This is a genomic window from Bacillus sp. PSXD-155 (genome assembly GCF_049310765.1).
In the GTDB taxonomy this organism is placed as follows: domain Bacteria; phylum Bacillota; class Bacilli; order Bacillales; family Bacillaceae_G; genus Bacillus_A; species Bacillus_A cereus.
The window spans coordinates 78,014-102,393 of record NZ_JBMOWC010000019.1 but is presented as its reverse complement, the minus strand read 5'-3'; the positions used below and the strand labels follow the sequence as shown (position 1 = coordinate 102,393).

The window sequence follows — 24,380 nt, the reverse complement described above, 5'->3', positions numbered from 1 at the left end:
TATATAGATTATTATAATACGAAACGGATTAAGGCAAAATTAAAAATGAGCCCAGTACAATACCGGACTCACTTTTATCAAGCTGCCTAATGAAATAACCGTGTCTAACTTTTAGGGGTCACTTCATAATGGTGCTCTTTTTTATTTTTTGTAACAACTTACACTCATCTTACATATATTATCTTGAATCCTTACTTGTTAAACCATTTAATTGTTCATGACTCACAAACATCAACAATATATAAATGGTGTACTGATTCATAGAAGAGTACTATATAATGGTGCTCTTCTTTATTTTTTTATAACGATTTATACTCATCTTACATACATTATCTTGAATCCTTACTTGTTAAACCATTTAATTGTTCATGACTCACAAACATTAACAATATATGAATGGTGTACTGATTCATATAAGAGTACCATATAATGTAGTGATCCCTGTCAAGTAGACAGGATTTAAAAAGCGCAACTAAGCAACCTGAGTTCTATATTTATATGGACTCAGGTTGCTTAGTTGCGCACGGCAAATTTAACCTCATCTGCTTTGCGGAAGGAATATAAATGAAAGCATTCTGCCTTAAAGTGACTGAAGAAGTTTTCCATCCAAGCTTTATCCCAACAGTTACCTCGTCGAGACATACTTGCCTTCAGCTGATTTTTTTTAAGTAATTGATTATATTGAAGAGATGTATATTGAGACCCTTGATCACTATGTAAGAGGATTCCCGTTACATTTCTTTTTTCTTTACCTTTTTAAGTGTATCTAACGCAAGCTTTAAGTCGTTTCTACGACTGGTTTCATAGGCAACAATTTCATTGTTGTACAAATCCTAAATAGCTTATAAGTACAGGCGTTGCCCATTGAAAATCAAGTAGATTATATCCGTTACCCATTTCTCATTTGGTTTTGAAGCTTGAAATTCTCTATTTAATGTTTAACTAAGAATTATAGAAAAAAAGTTCTTTTCTCTACTTTACATACACATAGGCTTCATTTGCAGTTACATAGTATGTTGTGCCTTTACTGTTGTGTACTTTGTATTGTGGTGAACCATTAACGGATACTTTAGCATCAATAGTAAATCCAAGTCCTTCATCTACCGTTCCTGCTACATCTTTATCAGACCAAGAAGCAGAGTCATAGAAACGAAGGTCATCCACTTTAGAAACAACACGTTTTCCTATTACAGAACTTGAAGTAGTAGTTTGTTCCCCTTGATATTTAATGTAAGATGGGTTGTTATAAATCCATTGATTACCGCCAAGATTTAACCAATCACCTTGTTTTCCCCATACTTGATATGCTTCTCCGTTATTTAATTGACGGATAACACCATAATTTGTTGATGGTCCACTTCTTAGGTTTATGTTAAATCCATCAATATAAGCTACTCCTGTTTCGCCTACAACGTTTTGAGATAGTTCTTGTGGTTTTGGTTTAACTGTAACTATTTCGCCTTCATACGCCTTTTGTACGTCTACTCTGAATTGTGATTCTGATACACCGTGATTGCGAAGGTAATCAATCGGATCTTCGTGGTCAGTTCCACCTAATTTGTAAGTAATATCTTTATGTGTCCATAAACCTTTGCTTGGATGAATCCCTCTATATTTTAAAATCTTAGCTAATAGTTTTACATAACGCTCATAAGAAGATTTAAATTTATCTGGGTTGCTAGTTTCAGAAAGTTCTACGTGAACAAATCTTTTATTTGCAGCTGGTCCAGCACCATAAGCAACATATTTTGTATCAGCAATTTGGACTGTTTCGTTCCAATCTACAGCATAATGTACAAATGCATTTCTCCATGTTCTAGCTTCATAATTTCGAATGTTAATTGCTGGTGCTTCTGGTGTTGCAGTACTATGTGCAACAACGCCCTCATAAGAACCCACACCGTAGCGATATGCTTGTTTCGGTAAGTCTTGGATAATCAGTACTCTATCGGCAAAAGAAGCCGTAGCAAACGAAAATAAGAGTAATAGAGTCATAAATAACGAGCTAAATAGTTTAATTGGTTTTTTCATTGTGTATTTTCCCCTTTTTGCCAAACAAAAAGAGCACCGTCTTTTGACATTGCTCTCCTTATGTAAGGCGTGTATTTTTTTATTTGGTATTATGTTTTTCTTTTCGTGCATCACTTCTTTGGATTTTTGCTTGTATTTCGGATGCTACACTTTCTAATAACCATGCAGGAATCCATTTTTCCCAGCCAATTCGTGCACAGTTTGCTGCGAAACTATTAAAGATGTGGTAACTCAATCCACCGACTACCATGAAGAAAAAGAAATCAGGTAGTTTAAGAGCAATATCAAATAAATGTGCAAGAGCTGGTAATGATAAAAGCACCACGGTTCTCGTGATGCCCTCAATGCCATATTGCGATGAGTATGTTCCATCTAATTTTGAAGCCTTACTACCAGTAATCCAGTCGAGCATGATAATCCAGCAGTAAATTGATATCCAAATTAAGTTCGCTTTACCGTATAACAAATTGATTATTGTTCCTAATCCACCACCTATAGCACCACCTACTTTAAATTGAGTACTTGTAATAACATCGCTTATATTCAATGCCTTGATGAGTTCGTGAATTCTTTCCAAGTTCTCACCTCCTTTCAAATTTTGACCAAAATAAAAAAGCCTGCTGCAGCACGCTTGGTTTTAATAAAGTTATATGTTCATTTTCTTCCACGCGTATTCTAGTGGTTCAGTACGTGGTGGTTTCATCACTGCTTTTTCAGTAGTTTTACTTTCGTTTCGGGAGAAATCAAACATAACTCCTTTGCGTATAGCAGTTGCTCTAACTCCTGTAATATACATGTTACTGATTTCTAATTTTGAACCTTTGCGTATTTGTGGTTTACGTTGTACGGTTGGATACAGTGTTTTCGGTTGAAATATTATGCCTTTTATTGTCATAAAATCACCAGCCTTATTCTACTCTTAATGCAATGTTGAACTCCGAAAATGAACTCCATACATTTGAGTAGTAGGTGTTAAATAATTTATATTTCTGGACTTCTCCATCTTGAGAAATTTCAACGATATCGCCAATTACAAAATTTGAACCTCTATATGTGTAAAGGCCATCAAATTTTGCTCTTAATCCATCTACGTTATCTCCTATAAAAAATGATGTAAATATTATATTTCCTTCTAAAGATGGTGCCTTTAAAAATACCTTATCCCAAATGAAAATAGGAACAGAAACATTTTTTAATCCCTCATATATAAGTTTACTTCTAGCAGCCACCAGTGCTGCATAAGGGTCCCATTTTGGACAAACGCTCACCAATACACTAAAAGGAGAAGATATAGGTGTGAATTGTTCTTGTTGATATAGTTCATCTGGAATACCAAATAATCCTATTACAGTCTTCCCTTTTCGTTCTGGAAGATTATCATCATTTTCATAAACACAATAGATAACAATGTCTTTATCAACGTATAAATATAGGTCCACCATAGCAATTGGTTTACTAATAGTAGTAGTAATACTAGCGTTGTTAGTTGTTTTCCCTTGATGAAAACATAATGGGTAGAACGAACCAGGTCCTCCAAAAGTAATATCCTTCTCTTTATCATATCGTTCAATTAATCTAAAGCTTGCATCAGTAGCAGACTTACCAGGATCTCTTATATCATAGTCCCTATATACTCCTGCTATAATATCTTGGCTACTTGCAGTGACGTGATCGAATGGGCGCAATTCTATAGAATGGTTCTTCATACCGTCGTTACCGCTTGAGTACATGACGTAAATTTTATCTTTTGATGGCGCATCAGCATTTAATTGCTGCCACCCAGCCTTTTTCATTTCATCGATAATCTTCATAAAGACTTCTCTTCGCTCTAGTCTGTGTAACTTACAAATTTTATTTGTCATTCTGTATGTTCCTCCTTAACTTAAACGTATCGCTTTCATAGAAATATTAAAAGTGGAGTTTGCTACGCCCCTATTTTCTATATAAAGATGGACCTTGTTTGTATGATCTTTATCCTCGCAAGGAATGGATAAAATATCATACGTTCTTTTTTCGGATAAGCTTTTATAGATTTGATTCCCATTCTCTTTTTGGTCGTACATAAATAGCATTGCTTCAACATTTGAATCATTTGTAACTTGAATCGTGCGAATATCGTATTTGTTACAGCCTACATCCAATGGAGTATATAGAGTTTTTCCTGGTTCAATTGTTATTTGCACATTCCTCTCAATAAGGATTGACGGTGTAATCTCACTTTCGGATGTATATCTATATAATTTCATTACAGTTCCCATATTGTATTCACCTCAATTATGTTTTAGATGAATATTAAAATAAATTGGTTCGAATGCTAGGAAATTTGTATCCTTCACAACTTTTACCCAAAAATCACGTGTGCTTTGTGCGGCTACTGAATCAATCTGTATTTCATTTAAAAAGCTTGTCCCATCTAACGAAATAAGCGCCCAGGTGTAACCGACTTTCTCCATGTACTGTTGAATGGATAGTTTTATATTTGTAGCAGCACCGATGTTGTCATTTACGATTGTCATTTTTACAATACGTTCATTATTCACCATGTAACCTAAATTCGTTGGATCCGTTGTATTTAATTCTGCGCTATTCATTTTGATTTGTAGGGATGAACCCATACAATACATATCCCCACCATAGAAGGTAGCTTGTTTCTTTGCTATCAGTTCGTTTTCCTCGTCATATATTTCTATGATTCCCTCAAACTCTAAAGAAGGAAGTAGAATATCAATGCCGGTATGAGCTGCAGCTACGATGTTAGTAGACAGGATATTATCTGCAGTATCTTTTAATACAACCTTATAATTTTCATATAGTTGGCGCAGACGTAACATATTGCTTGTTGTCATAATAATTTTATTGATGTCTAGCGGTACAAATTCCTCTGCAGTTCCTCTTTTTAAAACAACACCAATTCTTTTTGCTGCCAATGAATCGTTATCCGCATAATCAAAAAATGTATCTGTCTTTGTATAAAAGTCCCATTGATCCTCCTTGCATATTGCCATCCACTCTTTATTGCTTTGTGAACCATTAGCAGAATAGGATTCAAGAAACTCGACTTTATTCTTTTCATTTTGATAAATCAGTAAGCCGCCCTCATCTCCTTCTTTTGTAGGAGCATAATCCGCAATAACCTGGATTGCAAAGTCACTTTGTGGTTTATCGATTAAAAGCACAACGTCTTTATCTGCAGAATGATTCATACGTAAGAATCCTTTTTTGATAGCATTGTTAAATGAATTTGATGGTGACATAAGCCATTTTGGATTTACGGAATCAAAATCATCTACAAATATTTTTCCGCTTTCTTTTTCGTATAAGGATACTTTTATTTTTTCTTGTTTAAAAGGAACTAGCTTTCCTTTTAGAATGTCAATTGCATCAAAATTTATATTAAGACCAGATAGTTTAACTGTATGAAAATCTTCTTTTAAATCCATTTTCTCATAAACTAGTGCCTGAGGTTTTAAAGGGTTATACGTATAAATAATGTTTTCGGATGGCATGTCATCAATTGAAATTTGACCTACATCATACGAAGAAGATAATAAACCTATAATTCGTAAAGCTTTCCCATAGAATTTGAATTGTACAGTTGCTGGCTTGTTATTTTCTGGACAAAAGTGTATAGAACCTCCATAGTGTTCAACTGATTTAGATATGTCCCATGCTCCAGAATAATGAAAATTACTATCCGTATCATCAAATCGTGACCAACCAAGTTGAGGTTCTTTTAGAGTATCACTAACTTTAATAGGAGTGACAAGCCCTCCTGGTTCTCCAAAATCCAAAGCGTCTAAAGTACTTATCGCATCTGTATGCAAAACAACGTTATGGATTGCGTACTCTAGATCGTTCTTTTCGTATAAGAGAATAGAATATTCCCCATATGAAGCAGGGTTATAGTTAGTATAAGTACCACAATTTTCACCATCTATCTCAACATAAACAGTACCAGTCCAACCCCTATGAGTACCACCTATTATCCGAAGTTTACTACCTATAAATGAAAATCGTATTTTTGATTTGCCACTACAAAGATGGTATTTACCATAAGCGGCGTAAGACGATTCAGCTATTCTCCAATCACCTTCATACGTAATAACGTTATTGTTATCATCATAACGTCTCCAACCGGTTTCTGGATTTTTGAGTACTTGTCCTATATACGCCATACCATCACCCTCTCTTTATCTTGTTTTCTTCCAATTTGAATTTGTCCACCAAGATTGACGACTATGCCGCAGCCATAACTTAGGATCATCATTTTCTTTTTCGATAACTATTAATTCATCTGGTTTTTCTGTATCTAGTACTCTCTCCATTTTGAATAGCTCATTATCTTCTAGAACTGATTCTCTTTCTGGTGTACGTTCAAACCGTTCATATTTCTCTGTAACGCTTTCTAATTCATGTTCCCTATAAAATGTATCTGCTTTGTTAGTTGTAGCTTCTATGCTAGTCTGTCGCTCTAATAATTCATGTTCACTAACGATTGCATATTGTTCAGATTCCCTTGCTGCATCTACTGTTTCAATTACATTTGTATCGGCTGTTATAACTTCTTTATCAGCCGGTGTTATATCGGAGATAATTCCGCCTTCAAATTCACGTATACCGGTAAAAGCTTCTTGATCTGTAATAAGAGCTTGTTGTGAATTTTGTTTGTAAGAAATGTCTAAAGTTATATGTTCAGCATCTAAGATAACTGGAACAGTGTCCGAAGCTACTTCTTCAATTACTGCAGTTGTATGTTCTTTCATTGCTTTTTCAGATTCAATTGTTTTATCTAGCTTAATTTGCATCACATTTAATGATTTAGATGAATCATTAAATAAGGCAATACATGTTTCTAGTTCTTTTTGAACACGGCCAAACAAATCGAATTCTGGAAGATATACGGGAATACCAAGGCCCTCAAATAAATCAAACTCTTCTATGGTAGCTTGTAATTCTTTTTCGGTTTTATTGGCAACTTCATCAGTATTTACATCAGTAATAAGTACGCGTTCTTTTAATCCGAATGAAGAGATGTCATCAACATGTGTAAGTACTGCAGTATCTTCTTTATCAGCTTGTTCCAGTTCAACTACAGTTGCTTGCAACTCATTTTTCACTTCTGCAAATGTAACGTCTGGCGATACGCCTTGTAATTCTTTGAAGATACGATGAGAATAATCTGTATCAGTAATGCCGGCATTTATTTCATGTAACCTTTCTGCTTCTTCTGTGACAATTGTCTGTATCTCGAATATGTTTTGCGATTTATTCGCATCGTCAGTTTCGGAAATGTCTTTAACAGATAATATCCGTGAAGTATTTTCAACTTCTTGTCCTACCTCTATAGCTGCAGTAAATACATTTTCTTTATTTGCGAATTCTTGTTGATCAGCGTAAACAGAATCAAGTGTTTCTACGATACGTTCAAATGTGTGTGTTGTATCTACATTCATATACTGTTCTTTTGTTCTTGTAAATGATGCGGATTCATTTCTTTCAGAATCAAATATATTTATTTTCTTGCTTACGTCGTTACTTGCGATAACATCTGCAGCAAGTTCCTTTGCTCGAATAGAGTGATCAAGGTTAATTTGAGCTACATCTATGTCACGAATTAAATACGCACTTTCAATATCTTCATAAGGAAGCAGGTCCACATTTTCAATTTCTTCTACACGATTCAACTCATATTGTTTAGCGATAGACGTTTCAATGTCTCTTTGCATACGAGCAAATAAATCATAATCCGGAAGATAAACCGGTATACCCATACCATTGAACAAATCAAATTCTTCTATAATCCCTTTAACTTCTCGTTCTTTTGTACCAAATTCGAATTGTGCCGGAGCATGAAGAAGTATTTCTTTTTGCTGTATATCACCAGTTTCATTTTCGGCAATAGATACAGGTAATATATTTGGAACTGCAGTAGATAAAGTAACCTCTGCATGTGTAGCTTGTAGCTCCCTGGTAACAATCTCGCCCGTTTCATTATGCATGGATACAGCTTCATAATCCGTTGCAACTCTTTCGGCCATAAGTTCATTATAAAAACCTTCACCATATACAATACGCGCAACATTTACCCATTCCGATAATACTTCTACACCTGCAGCGAATTCACGTAACTTACCTTTTAGTAAATCCTGCTTTATGATCGGTGCAGCTTCATACTCATTCGTTATAAGATTTGTTTCATCAGAAGCGTGTACCATTGCTTCTATCTCGCTTGGTTTTTCGCTCTCTACCCCTTCGATATGGTTTATATCGAAAATTCGTCTGTGTTGTGGTGATTCTTCTGCAGAAATTAGTTGAACAGAAATCCTGTCCATTCGTTGCGAATGCTGCATTTCAATGTTGGCCACATTTATATTTCGATTTAAATCAGAATCAGTTGTATTTGAAATGTAGGCTTCTACCTCTATTTGTCGCAATGCATTCTCTACAACATCTGTTAAAATCCCTTTTGCTCTTACTTTTGTGGCGGTTATTCCTGCGTTATCTTCTTTAACAGCCTTATATCTCGCATAAGGAGCAATGCAAATTGGATAATCAACATCATTTTTGTTTTCTGTATTTGCTGGTGTAATAGAAAAAGAATAAACTTTTTCATTCTGATCTGGTCCAGAACCAACGACAACAACATGACTTTTTTCTTTGGTACATATAGAAGGGGAAGCAATAGAATAAACTTTTTCACTCATTCTTCTGCTACCCCCTTATGCTTAAATATCTTCTTTGTAGATCGCTAAACCAATTGGATTAAATGGTGTTGCTTTCGCTTGCGTCATAGGACAAACTGGCGTTGTCGGTAATGTATAACGATATAATTGAGCCATTTCATAAGCGCCTGTGATTTCAGAACCAATAACCGGTGCTTCGTTAAATGTAACGGTCTTATCCTCTGCATTGTATACATAATCTGTTTTTTCTACTTCTTTACATGAAATGAATAATCTTAACGTTTCGCCCTTTGGCTTATGTTCTAAATGAAATACTTTACGATGGCCATCGCCTTGACCAAGTACTTCATCTACAACTGTTTTTTCAATTTCTAATTCATCAGCTTGCTGGATATTCTTTGGATGAACTGCATAAACATCATCTAGTTTTCCAACATATCCATCGTTTGGATGAACAATATAAATTTGAGATAAATGATATTTACCACTATAAACCGATGGATTAAAGCGTCCTTGTCCACTATCTACTGACATATCATGAGTAATGAAAGCTAGATAATGATGTTGGTACATGGCTCCTGTGCTTGATTGTGATAATTGAACCGTTTCGTTTCCGTTTGATGTATCAGAACCGTAATCAAGTGGCGCATTACCGATTTTCTTATTTGACGAATATACAAATTGGTCGCCTGGTCTGCAGCCACTTAAAATAATCATGTTTTTTCTTGGTGCAACATCGAATGTATATAATTTCCCGATATACAACGGAACAAATAATGCACGAACTGGATTTGGTGTTGGATCTACACGCATAAACATAACTAAGCGGTCCTTGTTTGCGTTCCCATACAGATAAACAACAGAGTCGCGATTTAATTCTTTAGAGAAACGCTGCTCCGGTGTAAAACTAATTGATGTATAAGGGGATGGGTTCACAAAATTAATCGTAGAATATACTTCGCCCATAATACTTTCCATCTTTTGTACATCGAAACTTGTTTTTGCCGTTAATGTATCCAGTGTCCCGTCTTCTTTTGGTAATAAGAAATAAATACCACTAATCTTAATTGTTGTATCTGCTGCAGGTGCGGTTTTAAATACAATTTCTGTTTCAGTAAACGAATACTCGCTAGGATCAACAATAGTATTATCTTTGTAAACTACGGTCCTACTTTCGTCAAAGTTAGGGAATGGCAATGCGAAGTTCTTTTTCGTTCCATTTCCTTTTCCTAATTCCCCTAATTTATCACCGGAAAGGATCTCTTTTTCAATAAAGTATCGATTGAAAGTAAATAGCAGCATGTCATTGTTTGGCTCATATGTGTTGGTAGCCAATCTGTATTCGCATGTTACTTTATCACCTTTTGCAATAGCGGTAGTAAATGTTACTTTTCCTGTAGTTGCATCCACCTTATATTTACTCTTTTCTTGTTCAAACCCATTTACATATACAATGACAGAAGGGCCAAGAACAGGAGAAACAGGGATGGAGAAGTCTTTCTTTACTCCATCCCCCATCCCTAATTTACCTAGTGGAGAATCTGCAGAAATAAAGCGGCTATCAGTGAAATCAGAATCAGCAGTGTCATACGCATTTGCTATGCCGAATCTTCTACGTTCTCCATCGCTTCCTAACGATTCAAACAACCTTACATCAATAAATTTTGAAATGCCGCTCTTGATTTGGAAAAATAGCGTTCGTTTCCAACCGTTATCAGCAAATAGTTTTTCTAATTCTTGCGGTAATGTTTGTAAATATACGACTTTATCAAACCACATATATGTACACTCCTTTATACTGTTTTCTCAAAAATACCTAATCCAGCAGGACGATACGCCGTAGCAGGTCTTTTTGTAATTGGTGAAATAGCATCTACATTAAAGAATTTGTAAATGTCGTGTGAATCCGGACAAGTATTCTTTCTAACTTTTAATCTATCGCCATTTAATAGACCTAACGGAGACAATAGGATCATATAAGGTAAATATCCACGTACACCTTCATCTGGATGAACAATATAAGCACGAGAAGTATGTACTTTATTGCTATAAACAGACGGGTTAAATTGATATTTGTATTCGTCATTATCCTGCGATTGCCATGCTAGTGAATACTGGCCACCATCTTTACCAACGCGATCTGGTGGCATTGCATTAGGCGCTACATTCCAAGCAATAAAATGAGCCTGGTATCTTGCTCCTAATCTTGAACGTTTAATAATTACGTTATCAATACCATTACCAGGGGAACGTGGATAAGACTTCATGACAGGCATGTAGTTTTCTACATTTCTATATGGTTTCGTGTCGTTAAAATCGAATTTATGTGATGCTTCTTCATTACCTGTATCAAAAGCTGTTCCCGCCCATAATGCATCACCTAATGTATCATCATTAGCGTAACTTTCTAATTGGCCCATATAAAGCGGTGTAACTGGAACTACGTTGTTTTCAAAGGCTGGTGTATTATCAGCTTGTATTAATAAAACAACACGGCTTTCATCAACTTGGCCATTAATTCGAACCAATGAATCAGGCCACCAGTTTGTTTGAGCATTGATACCTTGTAAATTCGTATTTCGTAATGTTACTTTCACCCAAGGAGACATCATGACTTGTGTCTCTGCTTCGTCATAGGAGTAAACTTTATATGTACCGACACCACTTGGATTTGTCTTTAGAGTAATTCCTATCTTAGTTAATTCCACATCTAATAATATTTTTTCAAATTTATTAAATTCATAAGGAAGAACAAGAACACCCTCATCTGCAACGCTGGGTTCTTTTTCAATCATATAAACATAAAAACAAGAACGATCCCTGCCGCTTTCTAAACGTTTTTTACCATCTTCGGCAAAAGATTTCTTACCTTCTTCATTTGTGAAGTTGTATTTAATCTCTGACTTTTTAAGTGACCATTTTGAAATTTGAGCAATTCCATAAATAGAACCGCTATTGTTCTTCACTAGCATGTGCTTACTCATGCCGAACTCAAACTTTGAATCATCTTCGGATTTTATGTCTAAATCCGGATAAACGGCTCTGAAAAACGATTTTACTTTCTTCCATCCGTTAGCGATTACCAATTTAACAATTTCGTCTTGGAATTCGCCTTCTGTATACATTTTTTCAACGTATGCCATCTATTTCACGCTCCTAATCTCTTAATAGTTGGTAATTAAGCCATATGGCTTTTTTCTCTGCAGATGCATTGTGGTATTCAAATTTTAGTTCTGCATTAGCAGGTATAGGTTTTACAATGGAGAAATTAAATCCCTCCGGCACATCTTTTACATAAACCTCTTTAAATACTTGTTGGCCATTAATAAATAAATTCCAGTAGTCCGAGTCACTGTAATGTGAAGCAGCAACAGAAAAAGCAATCATTTCTGTTTCGAATGGTAATGAAAACTTATCTACATGAATTTCATCATGTATACCAACTCTTCGCCCTTGTATAAATGGCTCTGTTTTTGTTGGGAAGTAAGGTGCATCGAATCTTCCACCAGCCATATAGGTAACAGCAAAGCTCATCAATACGCCCCCTTATCTTAAAAAGTGCAATTCAAACCAAACTGTTTTATCAAGAATTCCTTGGTTATGGAATCGAAATACAATTGTGTCTCCTGCTTTAACTGCTGTATAAACCATAAAGTGCATCCCTTCCGGAAGCCGCTTTGTATAAATATCTTGGCAAACGGTTTGCCCGTTCACGATTAAATCCCATTTATCATCTAATTCGTAAATGGAAGAACTAACACTAATTGCGTAAATCTCCATATCTGCAAGCAATGTATATTTCACTTCATCCGTTTTAAATGATGTGGAATCCATAATGAAACCAGGTATGAATGGTTCTGTTTTAGTTGGATGAAAGGGTGGATCTAATCGTCCACCGGCTAAATAGGTTGTTTCAAACAAGAGTAATCACCCTTTTTCTTGTATTAAAAAATTCCCGTGCATCATTACGACACATCGGGAATTGGTAAATCAGAAAGTATACCGTTACCTTTATTAAGAAGTTTCGGCTGCACACGCTCTAATTGTTTTTGTGCATTGTATATTAATTGTATCTCCATCTCTTTTCCGGTTACTTTATGAGAGACAAGAACCTTTTCTAGCATACCGTGTGCATTAAAGGCCAAGTCATAGTGCAGATATTTATCTCCATCAACTGCAGATAAACGAGCACCGTCACGAATAAGTGTATATCCTTCGGTCATACCTTCTTTAAATACGTCATTCGGGTCATTCCCAGGCATTGGCTTACCACCGGTATATATTTGCCTATCGATTAATCCTTTCATCAAATACATGATTGGATCATATAAGTTTTTTTGCATTATCATAGAATCACCCCTAGTTCACCCTCGTAACAGACCAGGTTTTTGCTGGTCGTTGGATATAATAGTGATCTTTGTCTTGATTTACCCGAGGAAATGATAAATCTGGTAGAGAACCATAATCAAATAAGATATTATTTTGCGTATCCAGTACTTGCAAACGTCCTGTAAGAATCCCTTTTGGGTTTCGTACTGCTTCAAATACGATAATATTCACGCCGTATTCAAGCGGAATATCTACATACGTTGGATTGTTCCGGATGAAATAATTTTCTTCGATTAATTTATCATTACAGTAAATATTTAATAAATCGCCATCCTCTAAATCCCAATCCCAAAGTTTTAAACGTAATGTATCTACATTTACTGTAATACCGGTTATATCTGTATAGGGAGCAGGTTCATACCCATAGTTAACAGTTAAATCTAAAGTTTGATAGAATCCATCATCTGCAGAAATCATTGTATTAATCCCTTTAACAAAGTAATTCCACTGTTGACCAGAATCTCTATTGTAAACAGAAATAACATCAAATAATTGAATCCTTGGATCACCAACTACTGCTACTGTTAATGTTCTGAACTTCTGAATTGCTTTTAAATGATAAGCTGCAGCAACCGCTCTTCTTGCAAAGAATGTTGTTGCCCAGGGCACTTCTATCATTTCCTCTCGTAAATCACCCTGCGATACATTTTTTAATAGAAACGAATTAAGAAATCCGTTTGCGTAATCGCCACATTTAACAACAATACTATTACTTATATCCTGATCAGTTAGCTGCATATCTAAAGAGATAAGGTTTTCCCCTTCTCTAAAACTAAACTTTGCAGGTTCATTAATTGCATAGTCTGGCATTTTCATAAATGTACAACTTCCGTCTGGTTCGTGTTTAATATAGTGGAATGTGGTATCTATAATATCGCGAACAATTTCATCCCATTTTTGAAATCTCTTACCGGTTGCTCCTTCTACAATCCAGCTCTGATTGGTTCCAGGAATATTTACTCTGTTACCGTGCAATGTAACTCCTGCTTTTTCAAAGAAGAACTTCACAACATCATAAACATTACCGGTAGGTGCAACAATTTCATCTGATCCAGGTGTTGGGATTACTGATTTATGTAAAACCTTCTTATAAGATGTAGTGCAGGTAACTGAAATCGTGCCGCTTTCGGCATTTACCTTCACATCAGATACAAAACCATGTATATAAGGTAATGCTTCCTCACCGTAACCAATAGACACTTTAAATTCAGTCTGCGGATATAGCTGGTTTGTATTTGTTACCTCACTGTTATAAAACCATTCTGAAATAGAAGAGAACTTACCATACCAGTTATCAGGAGCCATTTGACCGTATTCATTCGCAAAGGTAATAGTAAATGTACTAGCAAACTGATCTGCGTTCTCCTGCACTTCTAAGCCTATTACACGATGTTGTATTTGTACGTAAGAAGAAGAGTCTCTTCTTTTCATATAAACAATTAAATTAGGGGAGTTATTCCCAACTTGGAAATAGCTCCCCAACATTCTAATTAAAGAAATAGATCCTTCTCTCACATTCCATCAACTCCTACTCCTGCTTGTGACATGGACATTAATTTACATTTTGCTATGACTAACGTTCCTTTTCGTATTGCATCTACTTCATTCGGCGGAATTATACCCCCATAGGTACCGTAATCACCAGTAATAATATGAGGACGGTATATTTCCCTCATGAAATCACGCCAATAACTGATATCTTTAAATAGTACAGTGAATTCTACTTCACAACCTTTGCTACCTGCACTTTGAGAACGCGGGTATCCATGCATGACATTATGCAATTTTAAGCCATCTAGTGATTTTGGTAATTTTGTTTGTTCAATCTTTTCGATATTAGGTACATGCCCAAATGCATAGTAATGTACGTCGCGTATATATGCTATGTCAGAGGAACCATAACCGATTGTTGTAAATTCAATTGTTTGTGGTCCTGCACCTACAAAGATTTCTCTTGCTTCCCAGTCATAAGGTCCTCTTGCTCTAAATCTCTCAATACCATTTACCCGAACAATAAAGTACTTATCTGGTAACATGCCATCAGAACCAATAGGAACCTGGGACAAAAACGAAAAGTTATATGTCCCTGGCCATGAGAAATCAATGGTATATCGTATTGTGTCTTTTAACTCTGCAGCCTTTCCTAAGAGATGGTATGAACCACCTCTTCTATGCAATGTTTTTAATATACTCATACATTTCGCACCGCCATTCCCATTAGATCATCAGCAACTACGTTTTGTAGCAGCTTTCTCATTTTTACAAAGTCGTCTGCAGATTGTAGTTTTTCAACAGAGACTTTAAAAGTAGCATTTTGAATTGTTACGCCATTATCCGTTTTCTTCTCAACGTGGGTTTGTCCAGCAAATGGATGTGCAGTTTTACCGATTAGATCAGCAGAACGTGCGCCCATTTGTCCAATTTGATTAGATACATCGGTTACTAGTTTCATTGGTTTAGGTGGTACGACAGCTTTATTTAATAGTTCAGAAGCTTTGTCTACTGCAGGAATCATTTTTTCCATCCCTACACCAAGACCTTCTGTAATATAGCCCCCGTATTCCATCATTAACCGGGATGGGCTTCGAATACCAAAGAACTTTAATACGGCTTTAGGTATTCCCGAAACAACTCCTTTAGCTTTTTTTATAAGCCAATCTGCCATTCCTGACATACCTTCACCAATACCGGCAATAATATCTTTTCCCCAGCTAACTGCATCTTTTGCTACATTTTTTACTATAGAACCAACTTTACTGAATACATCTTTTACTGTATCTACAACCCCTGTAAATGCACCAGTGATTGCTTTCTTTATAGTTTTAAAATTACTAACAATAAATTCTTTTATACCGCCAACAACATCGGTTATTGTGTTATATAATTTGTTGAAATTAGTAATTACAAACCCAACAAATTCACGAACTGCATTAATGATTGTAAACTTTATAAAATTCCAAGCTGTTTGAATCACATTTTTAATTGTGTTCATAACGCTAGAAATTGTATCTTTAATAGATTCCCAAGAAGATTTCACAAAATCTTTTAAGAATTTTAATACTGTAGTAAAGGTTGATTTAATTGCGTCCCAGGCTTTTTTTACAATTTCCTTAATCGTGTTAAAAACACTGGATATTGTATTTTTCATTTTTTCGAATTCGGTTTTTACGTACTGCTTTATTATTGCTAAAGCCATAGAGAAAATTCTTTTAACAGCATTCCATCCAGTAGTGAAAATTTTCTTCCAGGTGTTAACTGCCTTTTGGGCACTATTCTTAATGAATTTCCATGTGCCATCTACAATTTTTTTCAATCCATCTAATGCAAATTTGAAGATGAATTTAATAGCATTCCAACCGAATTCGATTATATTTTTCAACAAGTTAAAATACCATTTAACTATTTTTACATAACCATCCCAAGCTTTAGAACAGACATCGCCAATCCATTTAACTGCTTTCTTGGTGTATTTTACGATGTCATCCCAGTTTTTATAAATTAGATATACTAATCCTACAATTGCTAGTATGGCAATCGTCCAGGGATTCATCAGTAAGGTCATCATGGATCTGCCCAACAGCGCTAGAGCTTTCCCAATTCCACCAAACATACCGATAAGTTTAGGGCCGACTTTAAGAATGCCTGTAAATAGCATTGGTACTTTAGTAAGTATTGGTACTAGGAATCTTAATGAACCAACAAATGCTCCAACTCCACTTGTCATAAAGCCCATCATGGCGACTAATGGACCTAATACAGCGACCATACCTAAAATTGCTACAATACCAATTTGAATTGGCTTAGGCATAGAACTAAATGCCTTTGCAACAACTTCTACTGTTTTAATAATTGGAGGAAGTGCTACTTCTGCAATATCTAAAATAGCTTGTCCTAATGGTTCTAAAGATGCCATTGTAGTACGCATTAACTTTTGCCAACGAACACCAAAAGCTTCTTGCTGCGTCTTCTGCATTTTTCCCATTGTGCCCTCGACATCGCCTAACGCACCATTTGCATTATTAAGACCTAAGACAGCTTGAGCACCCATGTCTTCCCACTTTGTCAATTGTGTTATCGTAAAGGCTTTTTATCCTCTACTTCTTACAGTTCATTTCCTGTAAGTTCGGCATACGTTTTCACTAATAAGTGTCGCGGTCTCGTGGAAGGATTATATCTTTTCACCTTCTATGCTCTGCCCCTGGCTATACTTTGTATATCCTTCGGTTCAAATTAGGATTCGCACCCTCTTTGCTTTATACCGCGATTTTATTTCGGCACAATTTATCATCTACCGAATACAGCAACACCAAGTTGGTTTGCTTTTACTTTATCGTCCATCTTACCTAAATCACCTAAAACGGCATTAAATACATCCGCAGAAGTTCCTTTACCTTTATTGAAATTGTCCCAAACCTTTTGAGTTGCTGGACTCATTTCTGCAAAGGCATCAGCTACGCCTTTAGAACCATCTTGCACACGAATACCGAACTCTTTTACGAGATCGTTAATGTAATCGAGATTATAACTGCCGTCACGAGTTCCGTTTGCCATAATGGTAAACATCTCGTTAGCAGAGAAGCCGGCTTGTTTGTACAATGGCGCATATTCGGCCACATTATCAAACATTTCATTTGAATAGTTCAAACCTTCTTGTCCACCAGCAGCAAATAAATCGAATGCTTCCTTTGAAGAAATACCAAACTGATTCATTAACTGCCCTGCACCACGAGTTACTTCATTGATATCAGAATCAAATGTTTTACCCAATGTCATAGCGCTTTTTGTAGCTTCATCTAATTCTTCGTGAGGAACGTCTTTCATATTCTGATACACTTTTATAAGAGACTGATCTACTTCTTCAATACTTTGGCCAAATCCATCTTTCCAAGTTTCTTTTGCGATTTTACCAAGGTTTTCAGCACCTTTTTCAGTAAGACCTAAAGAAGATTGGATGTTTCTTTGAGAAGTATCGAAATCAGAAGCCACTTTTACAGCGGCAGCACCGATACCAGCTAAAGGTAAGGAAACGCCCGTTGTCATGTTTGTACCAACATCTTTCATTTTGTTACCTACATGACTAATTGATTCCCCTGCTTTTTGGAATTTATCATGCATTCCATTTGCAGTCTTTTGTACTCGATCTTCAAACTGTTGTAAATCTTTATAAGCGCCTTCTGCTTTAATACCAATCGTTCCGAACAGTTGGAACATTTCAGCTAACATTTACGCACCCCCTTCTGGGGCCGATAACCATTTTATTCTTCATCGTCGTCTTCCTGGAATTGAGCCATAATCTGCTCAACATGCGCTTCACACTCTTCTTTCGTCCATACTTCACCCATTTCATAAGATGATTCTTTATCGTCCTGGTTGTCAGTTAGTCCAAAAGCTTGAAGATAATCATTAAAAGTAGTACCTTCTTCAAGTTGACGAGTTTGAAAGCCAATGAACGCCATCTTTTTCCACTCATTTAGTTCTTCTTGCTGCTCTTCTCGTGCAATTAGAGAAAACAGGTCCATTAAACGCGAATACGGTATTGATAAGACATAATCATCTGTCCATCCATACCGTTTTTGTATCTTGTCGAAAGCACGTAACATATTTTGTTCTGCTTCTTCTAAATATTCATCTGAGTCTTCATTTACGCTAGGATTGGCGCTGCTGCTGATTGGTTCCATTTCTCGCTCTGAACTTTCACTAGCCCCTGCACTTGGTTGAAAAAAGTCATTAAGTCTTCACTTTCCAGTAATCCTTGAATAACAGAAACCATTGCTTCGGGAGGGAGTTGGCAAAATTCCTCTTTCTTAGCTTTTAGTAAACTTGCAAAGAACTCTGTGAAATCATCCTCACAAGCCGGGATCATTGTTAGTACACGTAAAGCAAACTCTAAACCTTTTTGTTTTTGTTGTTCTTTAAGTGCAGCTAACTGAACGTTTTTTTCTTCTTCCGGAAGAGACTCTGCAGCTTTTGTTAGTTCATCCATTTCATTTTTAGCTTTACCGAAATCTGCAAAATCAGCTATTGCATGTCGGCCAACTTTAGAAATAATCTTAGCGAACCGCCAAACATCCGTTACATTTAAGCGACGCATCAATATTTTCTCCCCTAAAATCGTGATTTCTGTACCGGTATTCATCATTTTTTCTAAAATAGATTTCATTTTGTTCTCTCCTTTTAGCATTTAGCTCGTTTTATGTAATAGAAAACCGACTACCATTTATGTGGTAGCCGGTGCTTTTTGTACTGTTGTTTTCTTTTTCTTTGGTAAGTAGATGTCGTATGGTGGTGTAGTTGGTGCAGATTCACTGTAATGACCGATAAATTTACATTTTAAACCAACCGTTCCTTTACCGTCTTTTAGATCTACTTCAATAGATGAAACTACCATTGCATTACGAATTACAAAAATGACTGGTAGCTCACTACCCGAAATCATACCAATGAGTGCAATATCATGATAGTTTGAATCTGGAATATCATTTGAAGGTTTCATAATATCGTAATCTTCTTCAGTTGTACTATCTACCGTCATACCAGGTAAAGCTAACTGCAGGTTTTCTTTTGTGAACTCTACTAATGTAAGTTCTACATGCGGTTCATCTTTTAATAACCACTTACCACGCACCATTTTACCTAGCACACCATCAATATCTGCATCATAATACTCACGATCAAAACCCACTTTAGTTCCGCCTGTAGTCGCTCCTACAAGCTCACCTAATTCTTTTACACTTTTAAATCCTTTGTACATGACACCAGGACCGATAACAAAATTATCTGTAGTCCCTTCACGGACACCATTAATTAATTTCCAGCTCATTTGTCCTACCCCCTAATACAAGTCCGTTCGCATGGTTCGGACAAGAAATTTCGCATTTATATGAATGATAGATGGGTCTTCATCCGGTACCGGCAGTTTCCCTGCACGATGTATAGAAAGTATCCCATCATCTTTTAAACCAACTTCTCTATCTAGTAACTTCTCAATACGCGTAGCAATTAACTTTGCCTTATCATAATCCCCATTATCACAATACACATCGAAATTTAGAATCATACGATCTATAATTTCAACATCATCCGGATTATCTGCTTCAATTCTCATAACTACATAAGGCATTTCCATATCATCTTGTGCAGTTTGGAATGAAAGGGCAGGCCCTTTATCCTCGCCTTCACCATATTCTGATAGATTAGCTTTTATTATTTCATCGTTCTCTACAAGTATTCTAATAGCTGCAATAGCGTTAGACATCTATTACCCTCCCATCATTCTTTTAAGTTCTCTACGTTCTTTTTCAAACGCTTTTAATAGGAATGGACGGGCTTCCATATGACTTGTACCAGTTTCAAGCCAAATTGCTTTTTTTAAATCACTTCCTACTGCGCCTAACACTTCCGATTGTGATCGTTTGACATTATACTTAATCGAATTTAATAAATCACCGGTACGAACGGCAGGAGCTTCACCTGGTTTAGAAGCAGTATATTTACGACTCGTATGAGGTATTTTGTATTGCTTACCGCTACGGCTGCCTGTGAGGTTCTTCTTAACTTGATTTTGTAAATGAATAGATGCTGTTGTGACCTTTTCAACACACATAGCGTTAATATGTGTCTTTACTTGCTCCATATTACTTGAGTACTCAATTTCTACTGAATTCGCCATATAGAATCATACCTTTTCGCAATAAATTTCAATGTGATGATTCATAAATGCAGGATTACGCGGCTCTCCTTTTACTTCAAATGTATAATCAACGCCCACATCTTCATTTTTGAAATGAATAAGATCATTGGGTTTAATTATGTAAGAAGCAGGTGCATATATCTTAAAGGTTGTATCAAAATTTTGTTTATCGCGCTTAAATCTCTCATTATCAGCAGCAGAATTAGTAGTTACACGACAAGTCATATTCTCATAAATGTCTTCTTCTGTTTCTGCATAATTACCAGAGGATTGTTTCTTTTTCATTTTTCGTTTTACAACTACCTCATGAATATATAAATCATCCATTCCACCATCATCGAAATACATTTCGTTCATGTGGCCATCACCGGCTTAACTCTTGCTCTAAAGCCTTTTAAACCATTGAGTATCTTATTGTTTGTAGCTGGTTCATCTAGTGTTTCTGGGCTAATCTGGTACGAATAATCGCCAATACTCTCCGATGTCTTCATACCTTTTCGTAGTAAGTTAGCACGAACTACTGCAGAAACAACCAAATCAATAATACATTTCTTCATAAGTACCTGCAGATCATCATAATCTTGTATCTTATATTCGAATTCATATAACTGATTTTCAGATAAACCGTAAACAATACGCCCATTTACAGTAATAGAATCGGTCATATCTTGTTTAGAACTAACATGAGTTACTTTTGCTATAGATTCAGCAGGAAAAGAAAGCCAAGCTAATTTACTTGTTTGGATGATTTCTTTCATTGGATTCTCCGGCTTAACTCTTAAATACTTCTTAGTAATAACTGCATAGTAATCTATTAGTTCTTGAATAACCGTATTGGGCATTTTCTGCACATTTACACGGTCTTTAATGTCCTGCACGGTAATATCCATTATGTTTCTTTCTCCTTCTTATCGACTTCTTTTACAAGTTCAAAATGTCCAGTACTTACAAGATAATCAGCTTTATCATTTGCTATTGTTTCTTCTTGGCCATTCTTAAACTTTTGTCCATAAGCGGTATAAGTACCACCTAATCGCAGCGTAACTACTTTCATAATTAACACCCCTTTCACGAATGTAAACTAATTATTAAAAGTTTACTTTTTAACACGTTTTTGATATCCAACATATAGTACTATGAGCATTCACAATATAGCCTAGGTCATTGCTGTGTTTTTTCTCATTGAAAATACGAATGTAAACTAATCAATGAAAGTTTACATTCGTATTATTGGTTTTATTGGTTCCATCTCGTATTCCATTAAAAACAAGAAAATATTAAAAAAGTATACATTCAAAACCCTAATAACAAAGGGTTTATTCCCATAAAAAATACGCCTGGATATTAAGCTCCAAACGCATCCGGAATATTTGTTAGGATTGCTACTGCATCCATTTCTTGAATTACAGCATCATCATCAAAGTGAATTACATAGAATCGTTTATCTTCCATTACTGCAGTTTTACCTTCTGTAGTTTTACGAACACGAGTGTCTTATGTATTAACTGCAATAAAGTTTTTAGGGTCTGCAAGAATAATAACATCGTCTTCTAAAGATGGAACCGTAACAATTCCGTATCCCATTGGTTTATTAACTTGATCTCCTGCTCCAAGTAACGCAGCATCACCAGCACCAGTAGGACGATTTGTTAAATACTCAATCCATTTCTCTCTACGGCTTGGAGACATAATCCAACGTAGGTTGCTGTTTTTATATTTATTTGGCATTGCACCGGATAAAGCAAAGATAGAACCTTTCCCAAATCCATTTGCCGCAGCAGCTTCACCTGTACCAGTTACCAATTTAGCATGATCGACAATATGAGACTCTTTTGATTTCTTGATTTTTTTCAACCATCCATCATTGATAGATAACATTCCGTCGGAAGATTCTGTATCACCATTCCAATGTAAATCCTCTAAATCGATACCTAATTGTGTAGACATAAGAGCCATTACAGTATCTTCATACCCTTCACCTTCAATATTTTCGCGGAGTAATTCTTCTGTAATTTCCCAAGGTAAACGAATAGCCTTTGTATTGTACTCAATTTTAGAAGTTTGAACACCTGCGCGGTAATTATCATCGCTATTTTCTGTTTTCTTGCGTAAGATACGGCCACCAATTGCAATTTTATCTAATTCACCTTGTTTTGCTTTACGCATTTCTTTACGGTGTAATTGTGAGAATGGCGTTGTATCAAATGCCATACGGAAGAACTCTTTACTTTGTTCTGGATTTAATAATCCTGCATTCATTCCACTTGTTGTCATTGCTGCCTTTTCAATACGATCTAAACGTTTTAATAATTGTGCGTTAGTCATTGTCATAATGATAAATCCTCCCCTTACAGGTTCAATCCTGTCCATTTAGATTTTTTAATTTGTTGTTGTCCTGGTGTAACTTCTTCATCTGGATCTAAACCTTTACGGATAGAAGCGGCATTTTCGATATTTTCAAGTCGCTTTGTAATTGGTTCTAGTGCTTTTTGAATAACTGCTGTAGCTTTTTCTTCCTCTGTTTGCTCTTCTGGTGTCGGTTCTACTTCCTCACCATTCACTTGTTTTTCAATCTTATCTAACTTAGTAGCTAGTGGCTCTACTGCTTGTTTAACAATCTCTGCAATATCTTCTGCTTTCATTTCCTCTTCCTCCTGTGGCGAAGCAGCTTCTTTTATTTCAGTAATTAAAGCTAATGCTTCATCTAATTTTGTATGATTCTTTTGGGATAATACTTTCCCCGCTTTTTTAATACTTTCTAAAACAATGCTTTCTGCTTGTACACTGTTTTCTGATTTCACAATGGTATAACCACCTTTAATAGAAGAAAGTATGTCCTTCATATCGTCAAGAGCAGCTGCCATACGGTCGATATCGGGATTACTTTCCCAAATCTCCCAATAGAACACATCTTCAAACAAATTAAAAACAGCCCGTAAATCACGCTTTTGTTTTTCATCAATAAAGCGGTCTTTTACTTCGCCTTTTGCGATTTTGTGAGTTTCACCTTTAACGAAATCTAGCATTTTTCGAATAAGACCTTTATCTTCATGAGTAAAATCTTCTGCCTTCGCGATTTCCACACGTTCACCAAAGCCACCCATAGAAAAACCGGTAACTTCACCTTTTTTAATTTCTTCCCAGGTATCTGCATCATCAACGCGAACTGTCATAAGCCATGTTCCTGCTTTTACTTCCTGTTCGCCTACTGTCATATCACTTTTAGCAATCCAGTTTTCAACAACTGTCCCTTTACCAGCGATTTCATCATGCTGTTTGTCGATGTGCTGGTAATTTTCCATAAAGGTATAAGCAGCCTTTTCAATTTCTTCTGCGGTCATTTTATCCCCGTGTGAATCTTCTACATCTGGTTCATATACCACACCTGTAACAAGCTGCTTCTCTTCCTCTGTTTTAAGGATTGGAACTTGTTTTGATATATTTGGTTGTCTAGCAGATTCGCTTTTCATAATGGCGAATTGACGACCATTAGCTCCCTTTGTAACTAATGAAACATAGCTGATATTGGCGTTTTTTAGTTCGTATCCCATCGTTTTACCTCCTTCCCTATAAATATTGGGGTTCCA

26 protein-coding genes and 2 pseudogenes are annotated in these 24,380 nt (G+C 36.0%); 1 reads left to right on the top strand and 27 read right to left on the bottom strand.

Translation table 11 applies throughout. The features are described from left to right. Positions 1–90: IS3 family transposase (locus ACO6VI_RS20670; RefSeq protein ID WP_130953558.1), on the top strand; the 90-nt coding region annotated here is incomplete at its 5' end. A gap of 423 nt (positions 91–513) precedes the next feature. On the opposite strand, the gene ACO6VI_RS20665 is transcribed toward ACO6VI_RS20670, so the two are convergent. The 27 genes and pseudogenes from ACO6VI_RS20665 to ACO6VI_RS20535 form a co-directional block, all read right to left on the bottom strand. Beyond that, entirely contained in the window at positions 514–726 is a 213-nt protein-coding gene (locus ACO6VI_RS20665) for a DDE-type integrase/transposase/recombinase (RefSeq protein ID WP_080545931.1), read from the bottom strand. A gap of 246 nt (positions 727–972) precedes the next feature. Further along, complete coding sequence (locus tag ACO6VI_RS20660) at positions 973–2,031, bottom strand: N-acetylmuramoyl-L-alanine amidase (protein WP_161508164.1); 1,059 nt, start codon at positions 2,029–2,031, stop codon at positions 973–975. 79 nt (positions 2,032–2,110) lie between these two features. Next, a complete protein-coding gene (locus ACO6VI_RS20655) occupies positions 2,111–2,608 on the bottom strand; it encodes a phage holin family protein (RefSeq protein ID WP_000439586.1) in 498 nt (165 codons plus the stop codon). Positions 2,609–2,677: 69 nt separating this feature from the next. Then, positions 2,678–2,926 carry a hypothetical protein gene (locus ACO6VI_RS20650; RefSeq protein ID WP_161508163.1) on the bottom strand — a complete coding sequence of 83 codons (249 nt, stop codon included), beginning with the start codon at positions 2,924–2,926 and terminating at the stop codon, positions 2,678–2,680. 13 nt (positions 2,927–2,939) lie between these two features. Further along, positions 2,940–3,893 (bottom strand): hypothetical protein, encoded by a 954-nt coding sequence (locus tag ACO6VI_RS20645; RefSeq protein ID WP_161508162.1) that lies wholly within the window; start codon positions 3,891–3,893, stop codon positions 2,940–2,942. Positions 3,894–3,908: 15 nt separating this feature from the next. Next, positions 3,909–4,289: a DUF1998 domain-containing protein gene (locus tag ACO6VI_RS20640; protein ID WP_161508161.1), complete on the bottom strand. Its 381-nt coding sequence runs from the start codon at positions 4,287–4,289 to the stop codon at positions 3,909–3,911. Positions 4,290–4,301: 12 nt separating this feature from the next. Next, on the bottom strand, positions 4,302–6,206 hold the full coding sequence (locus ACO6VI_RS20635) for a hypothetical protein (protein WP_000323411.1): 1,905 nt from the start codon (positions 6,204–6,206) through the stop codon (positions 4,302–4,304). Between the two features lie 15 nt (positions 6,207–6,221). Beyond that, entirely contained in the window at positions 6,222–8,735 is a 2,514-nt protein-coding gene (locus tag ACO6VI_RS20630) for a hypothetical protein (RefSeq protein WP_201145313.1), read from the bottom strand. Positions 8,736–8,756: 21 nt separating this feature from the next. Further along, positions 8,757–10,493 (bottom strand): hypothetical protein, encoded by a 1,737-nt coding sequence (locus tag ACO6VI_RS20625; protein WP_088338744.1) that lies wholly within the window; start codon positions 10,491–10,493, stop codon positions 8,757–8,759. 14 nt (positions 10,494–10,507) lie between these two features. After that, entirely contained in the window at positions 10,508–11,857 is a 1,350-nt protein-coding gene (locus tag ACO6VI_RS20620) for a hypothetical protein (RefSeq protein WP_088338743.1), read from the bottom strand. A 13-nt stretch (positions 11,858–11,870) separates the two neighbouring features. Beyond that, positions 11,871–12,248, bottom strand: a complete 378-nt coding sequence (locus ACO6VI_RS20615; RefSeq protein ID WP_000006649.1) for a hypothetical protein — start codon at positions 12,246–12,248, stop codon at positions 11,871–11,873. A gap of 12 nt (positions 12,249–12,260) precedes the next feature. Beyond that, entirely contained in the window at positions 12,261–12,635 is a 375-nt protein-coding gene (locus ACO6VI_RS20610; protein WP_088338742.1) for a Low copy number virion structural protein, read from the bottom strand. A gap of 44 nt (positions 12,636–12,679) precedes the next feature. Beyond that, positions 12,680–13,063: a hypothetical protein gene (locus ACO6VI_RS20605; RefSeq protein WP_000605843.1), complete on the bottom strand. Its 384-nt coding sequence runs from the start codon at positions 13,061–13,063 to the stop codon at positions 12,680–12,682. Positions 13,064–13,073: 10 nt separating this feature from the next. Next, a complete protein-coding gene (locus ACO6VI_RS20600) occupies positions 13,074–14,618 on the bottom strand; it encodes a hypothetical protein (RefSeq protein WP_001206676.1) in 1,545 nt (514 codons plus the stop codon). Next, positions 14,615–15,298: a hypothetical protein gene (locus ACO6VI_RS20595; RefSeq protein WP_000025605.1), complete on the bottom strand. Its 684-nt coding sequence runs from the start codon at positions 15,296–15,298 to the stop codon at positions 14,615–14,617. The genes ACO6VI_RS20600 and ACO6VI_RS20595 overlap by 4 nt, the downstream gene beginning before the upstream one ends. Beyond that, positions 15,295–17,169, bottom strand: a complete 1,875-nt coding sequence (locus ACO6VI_RS20590; RefSeq protein WP_422423961.1) for a phage tail protein — start codon at positions 17,167–17,169, stop codon at positions 15,295–15,297. Before ACO6VI_RS20590 ends, ACO6VI_RS20595 begins: the two co-directional genes overlap by 4 nt. 224 nt (positions 17,170–17,393) lie before the next feature. Beyond that, positions 17,394–18,326, bottom strand: a pseudogene (locus tag ACO6VI_RS20585) (phage tail tape measure protein); the annotation flags it as partial. 32 nt (positions 18,327–18,358) lie between these two features. Further along, complete coding sequence (locus ACO6VI_RS20580; RefSeq protein ID WP_000433386.1) at positions 18,359–18,781, bottom strand: hypothetical protein; 423 nt, start codon at positions 18,779–18,781, stop codon at positions 18,359–18,361. After that, a complete protein-coding gene (locus tag ACO6VI_RS20575; protein WP_000836019.1) occupies positions 18,745–19,263 on the bottom strand; it encodes a hypothetical protein in 519 nt (172 codons plus the stop codon). The genes ACO6VI_RS20580 and ACO6VI_RS20575 overlap by 37 nt, the downstream gene beginning before the upstream one ends. A 57-nt stretch (positions 19,264–19,320) precedes the next feature. Continuing rightward, positions 19,321–19,923: a hypothetical protein gene (locus tag ACO6VI_RS20570; RefSeq protein ID WP_000118569.1), complete on the bottom strand. Its 603-nt coding sequence runs from the start codon at positions 19,921–19,923 to the stop codon at positions 19,321–19,323. A 12-nt stretch (positions 19,924–19,935) separates the two neighbouring features. Continuing rightward, positions 19,936–20,358, bottom strand: coding sequence for a hypothetical protein (locus ACO6VI_RS20565; RefSeq protein WP_000063387.1), 423 nt, complete (start codon positions 20,356–20,358; stop codon positions 19,936–19,938). A 3-nt stretch (positions 20,359–20,361) separates the two neighbouring features. Next, positions 20,362–20,772 (bottom strand): HK97-gp10 family putative phage morphogenesis protein, encoded by a 411-nt coding sequence (locus ACO6VI_RS20560; protein WP_000024038.1) that lies wholly within the window; start codon positions 20,770–20,772, stop codon positions 20,362–20,364. 6 nt (positions 20,773–20,778) lie between these two features. Then, positions 20,779–21,150, bottom strand: coding sequence for a hypothetical protein (locus tag ACO6VI_RS20555; protein ID WP_001004651.1), 372 nt, complete (start codon positions 21,148–21,150; stop codon positions 20,779–20,781). Next, complete coding sequence (locus ACO6VI_RS20550) at positions 21,147–21,683, bottom strand: hypothetical protein (protein ID WP_000355717.1); 537 nt, start codon at positions 21,681–21,683, stop codon at positions 21,147–21,149. Before ACO6VI_RS20550 ends, ACO6VI_RS20555 begins: the two co-directional genes overlap by 4 nt. Then, positions 21,683–21,847: a YqbF domain-containing protein gene (locus ACO6VI_RS20545; RefSeq protein WP_000869884.1), complete on the bottom strand. Its 165-nt coding sequence runs from the start codon at positions 21,845–21,847 to the stop codon at positions 21,683–21,685. Before ACO6VI_RS20545 ends, ACO6VI_RS20550 begins: the two co-directional genes overlap by 1 nt. Before the next feature lie 290 nt (positions 21,848–22,137). Then, positions 22,138–23,124, bottom strand: a pseudogene (locus tag ACO6VI_RS20540) (phage major capsid protein). Positions 23,125–23,141: 17 nt separating this feature from the next. Beyond that, positions 23,142–24,344, bottom strand: a complete 1,203-nt coding sequence (locus ACO6VI_RS20535) for an XkdF-like putative serine protease domain-containing protein (protein WP_000540230.1) — start codon at positions 24,342–24,344, stop codon at positions 23,142–23,144. Between the last annotated feature and the right edge of the window lie 36 nt (positions 24,345–24,380).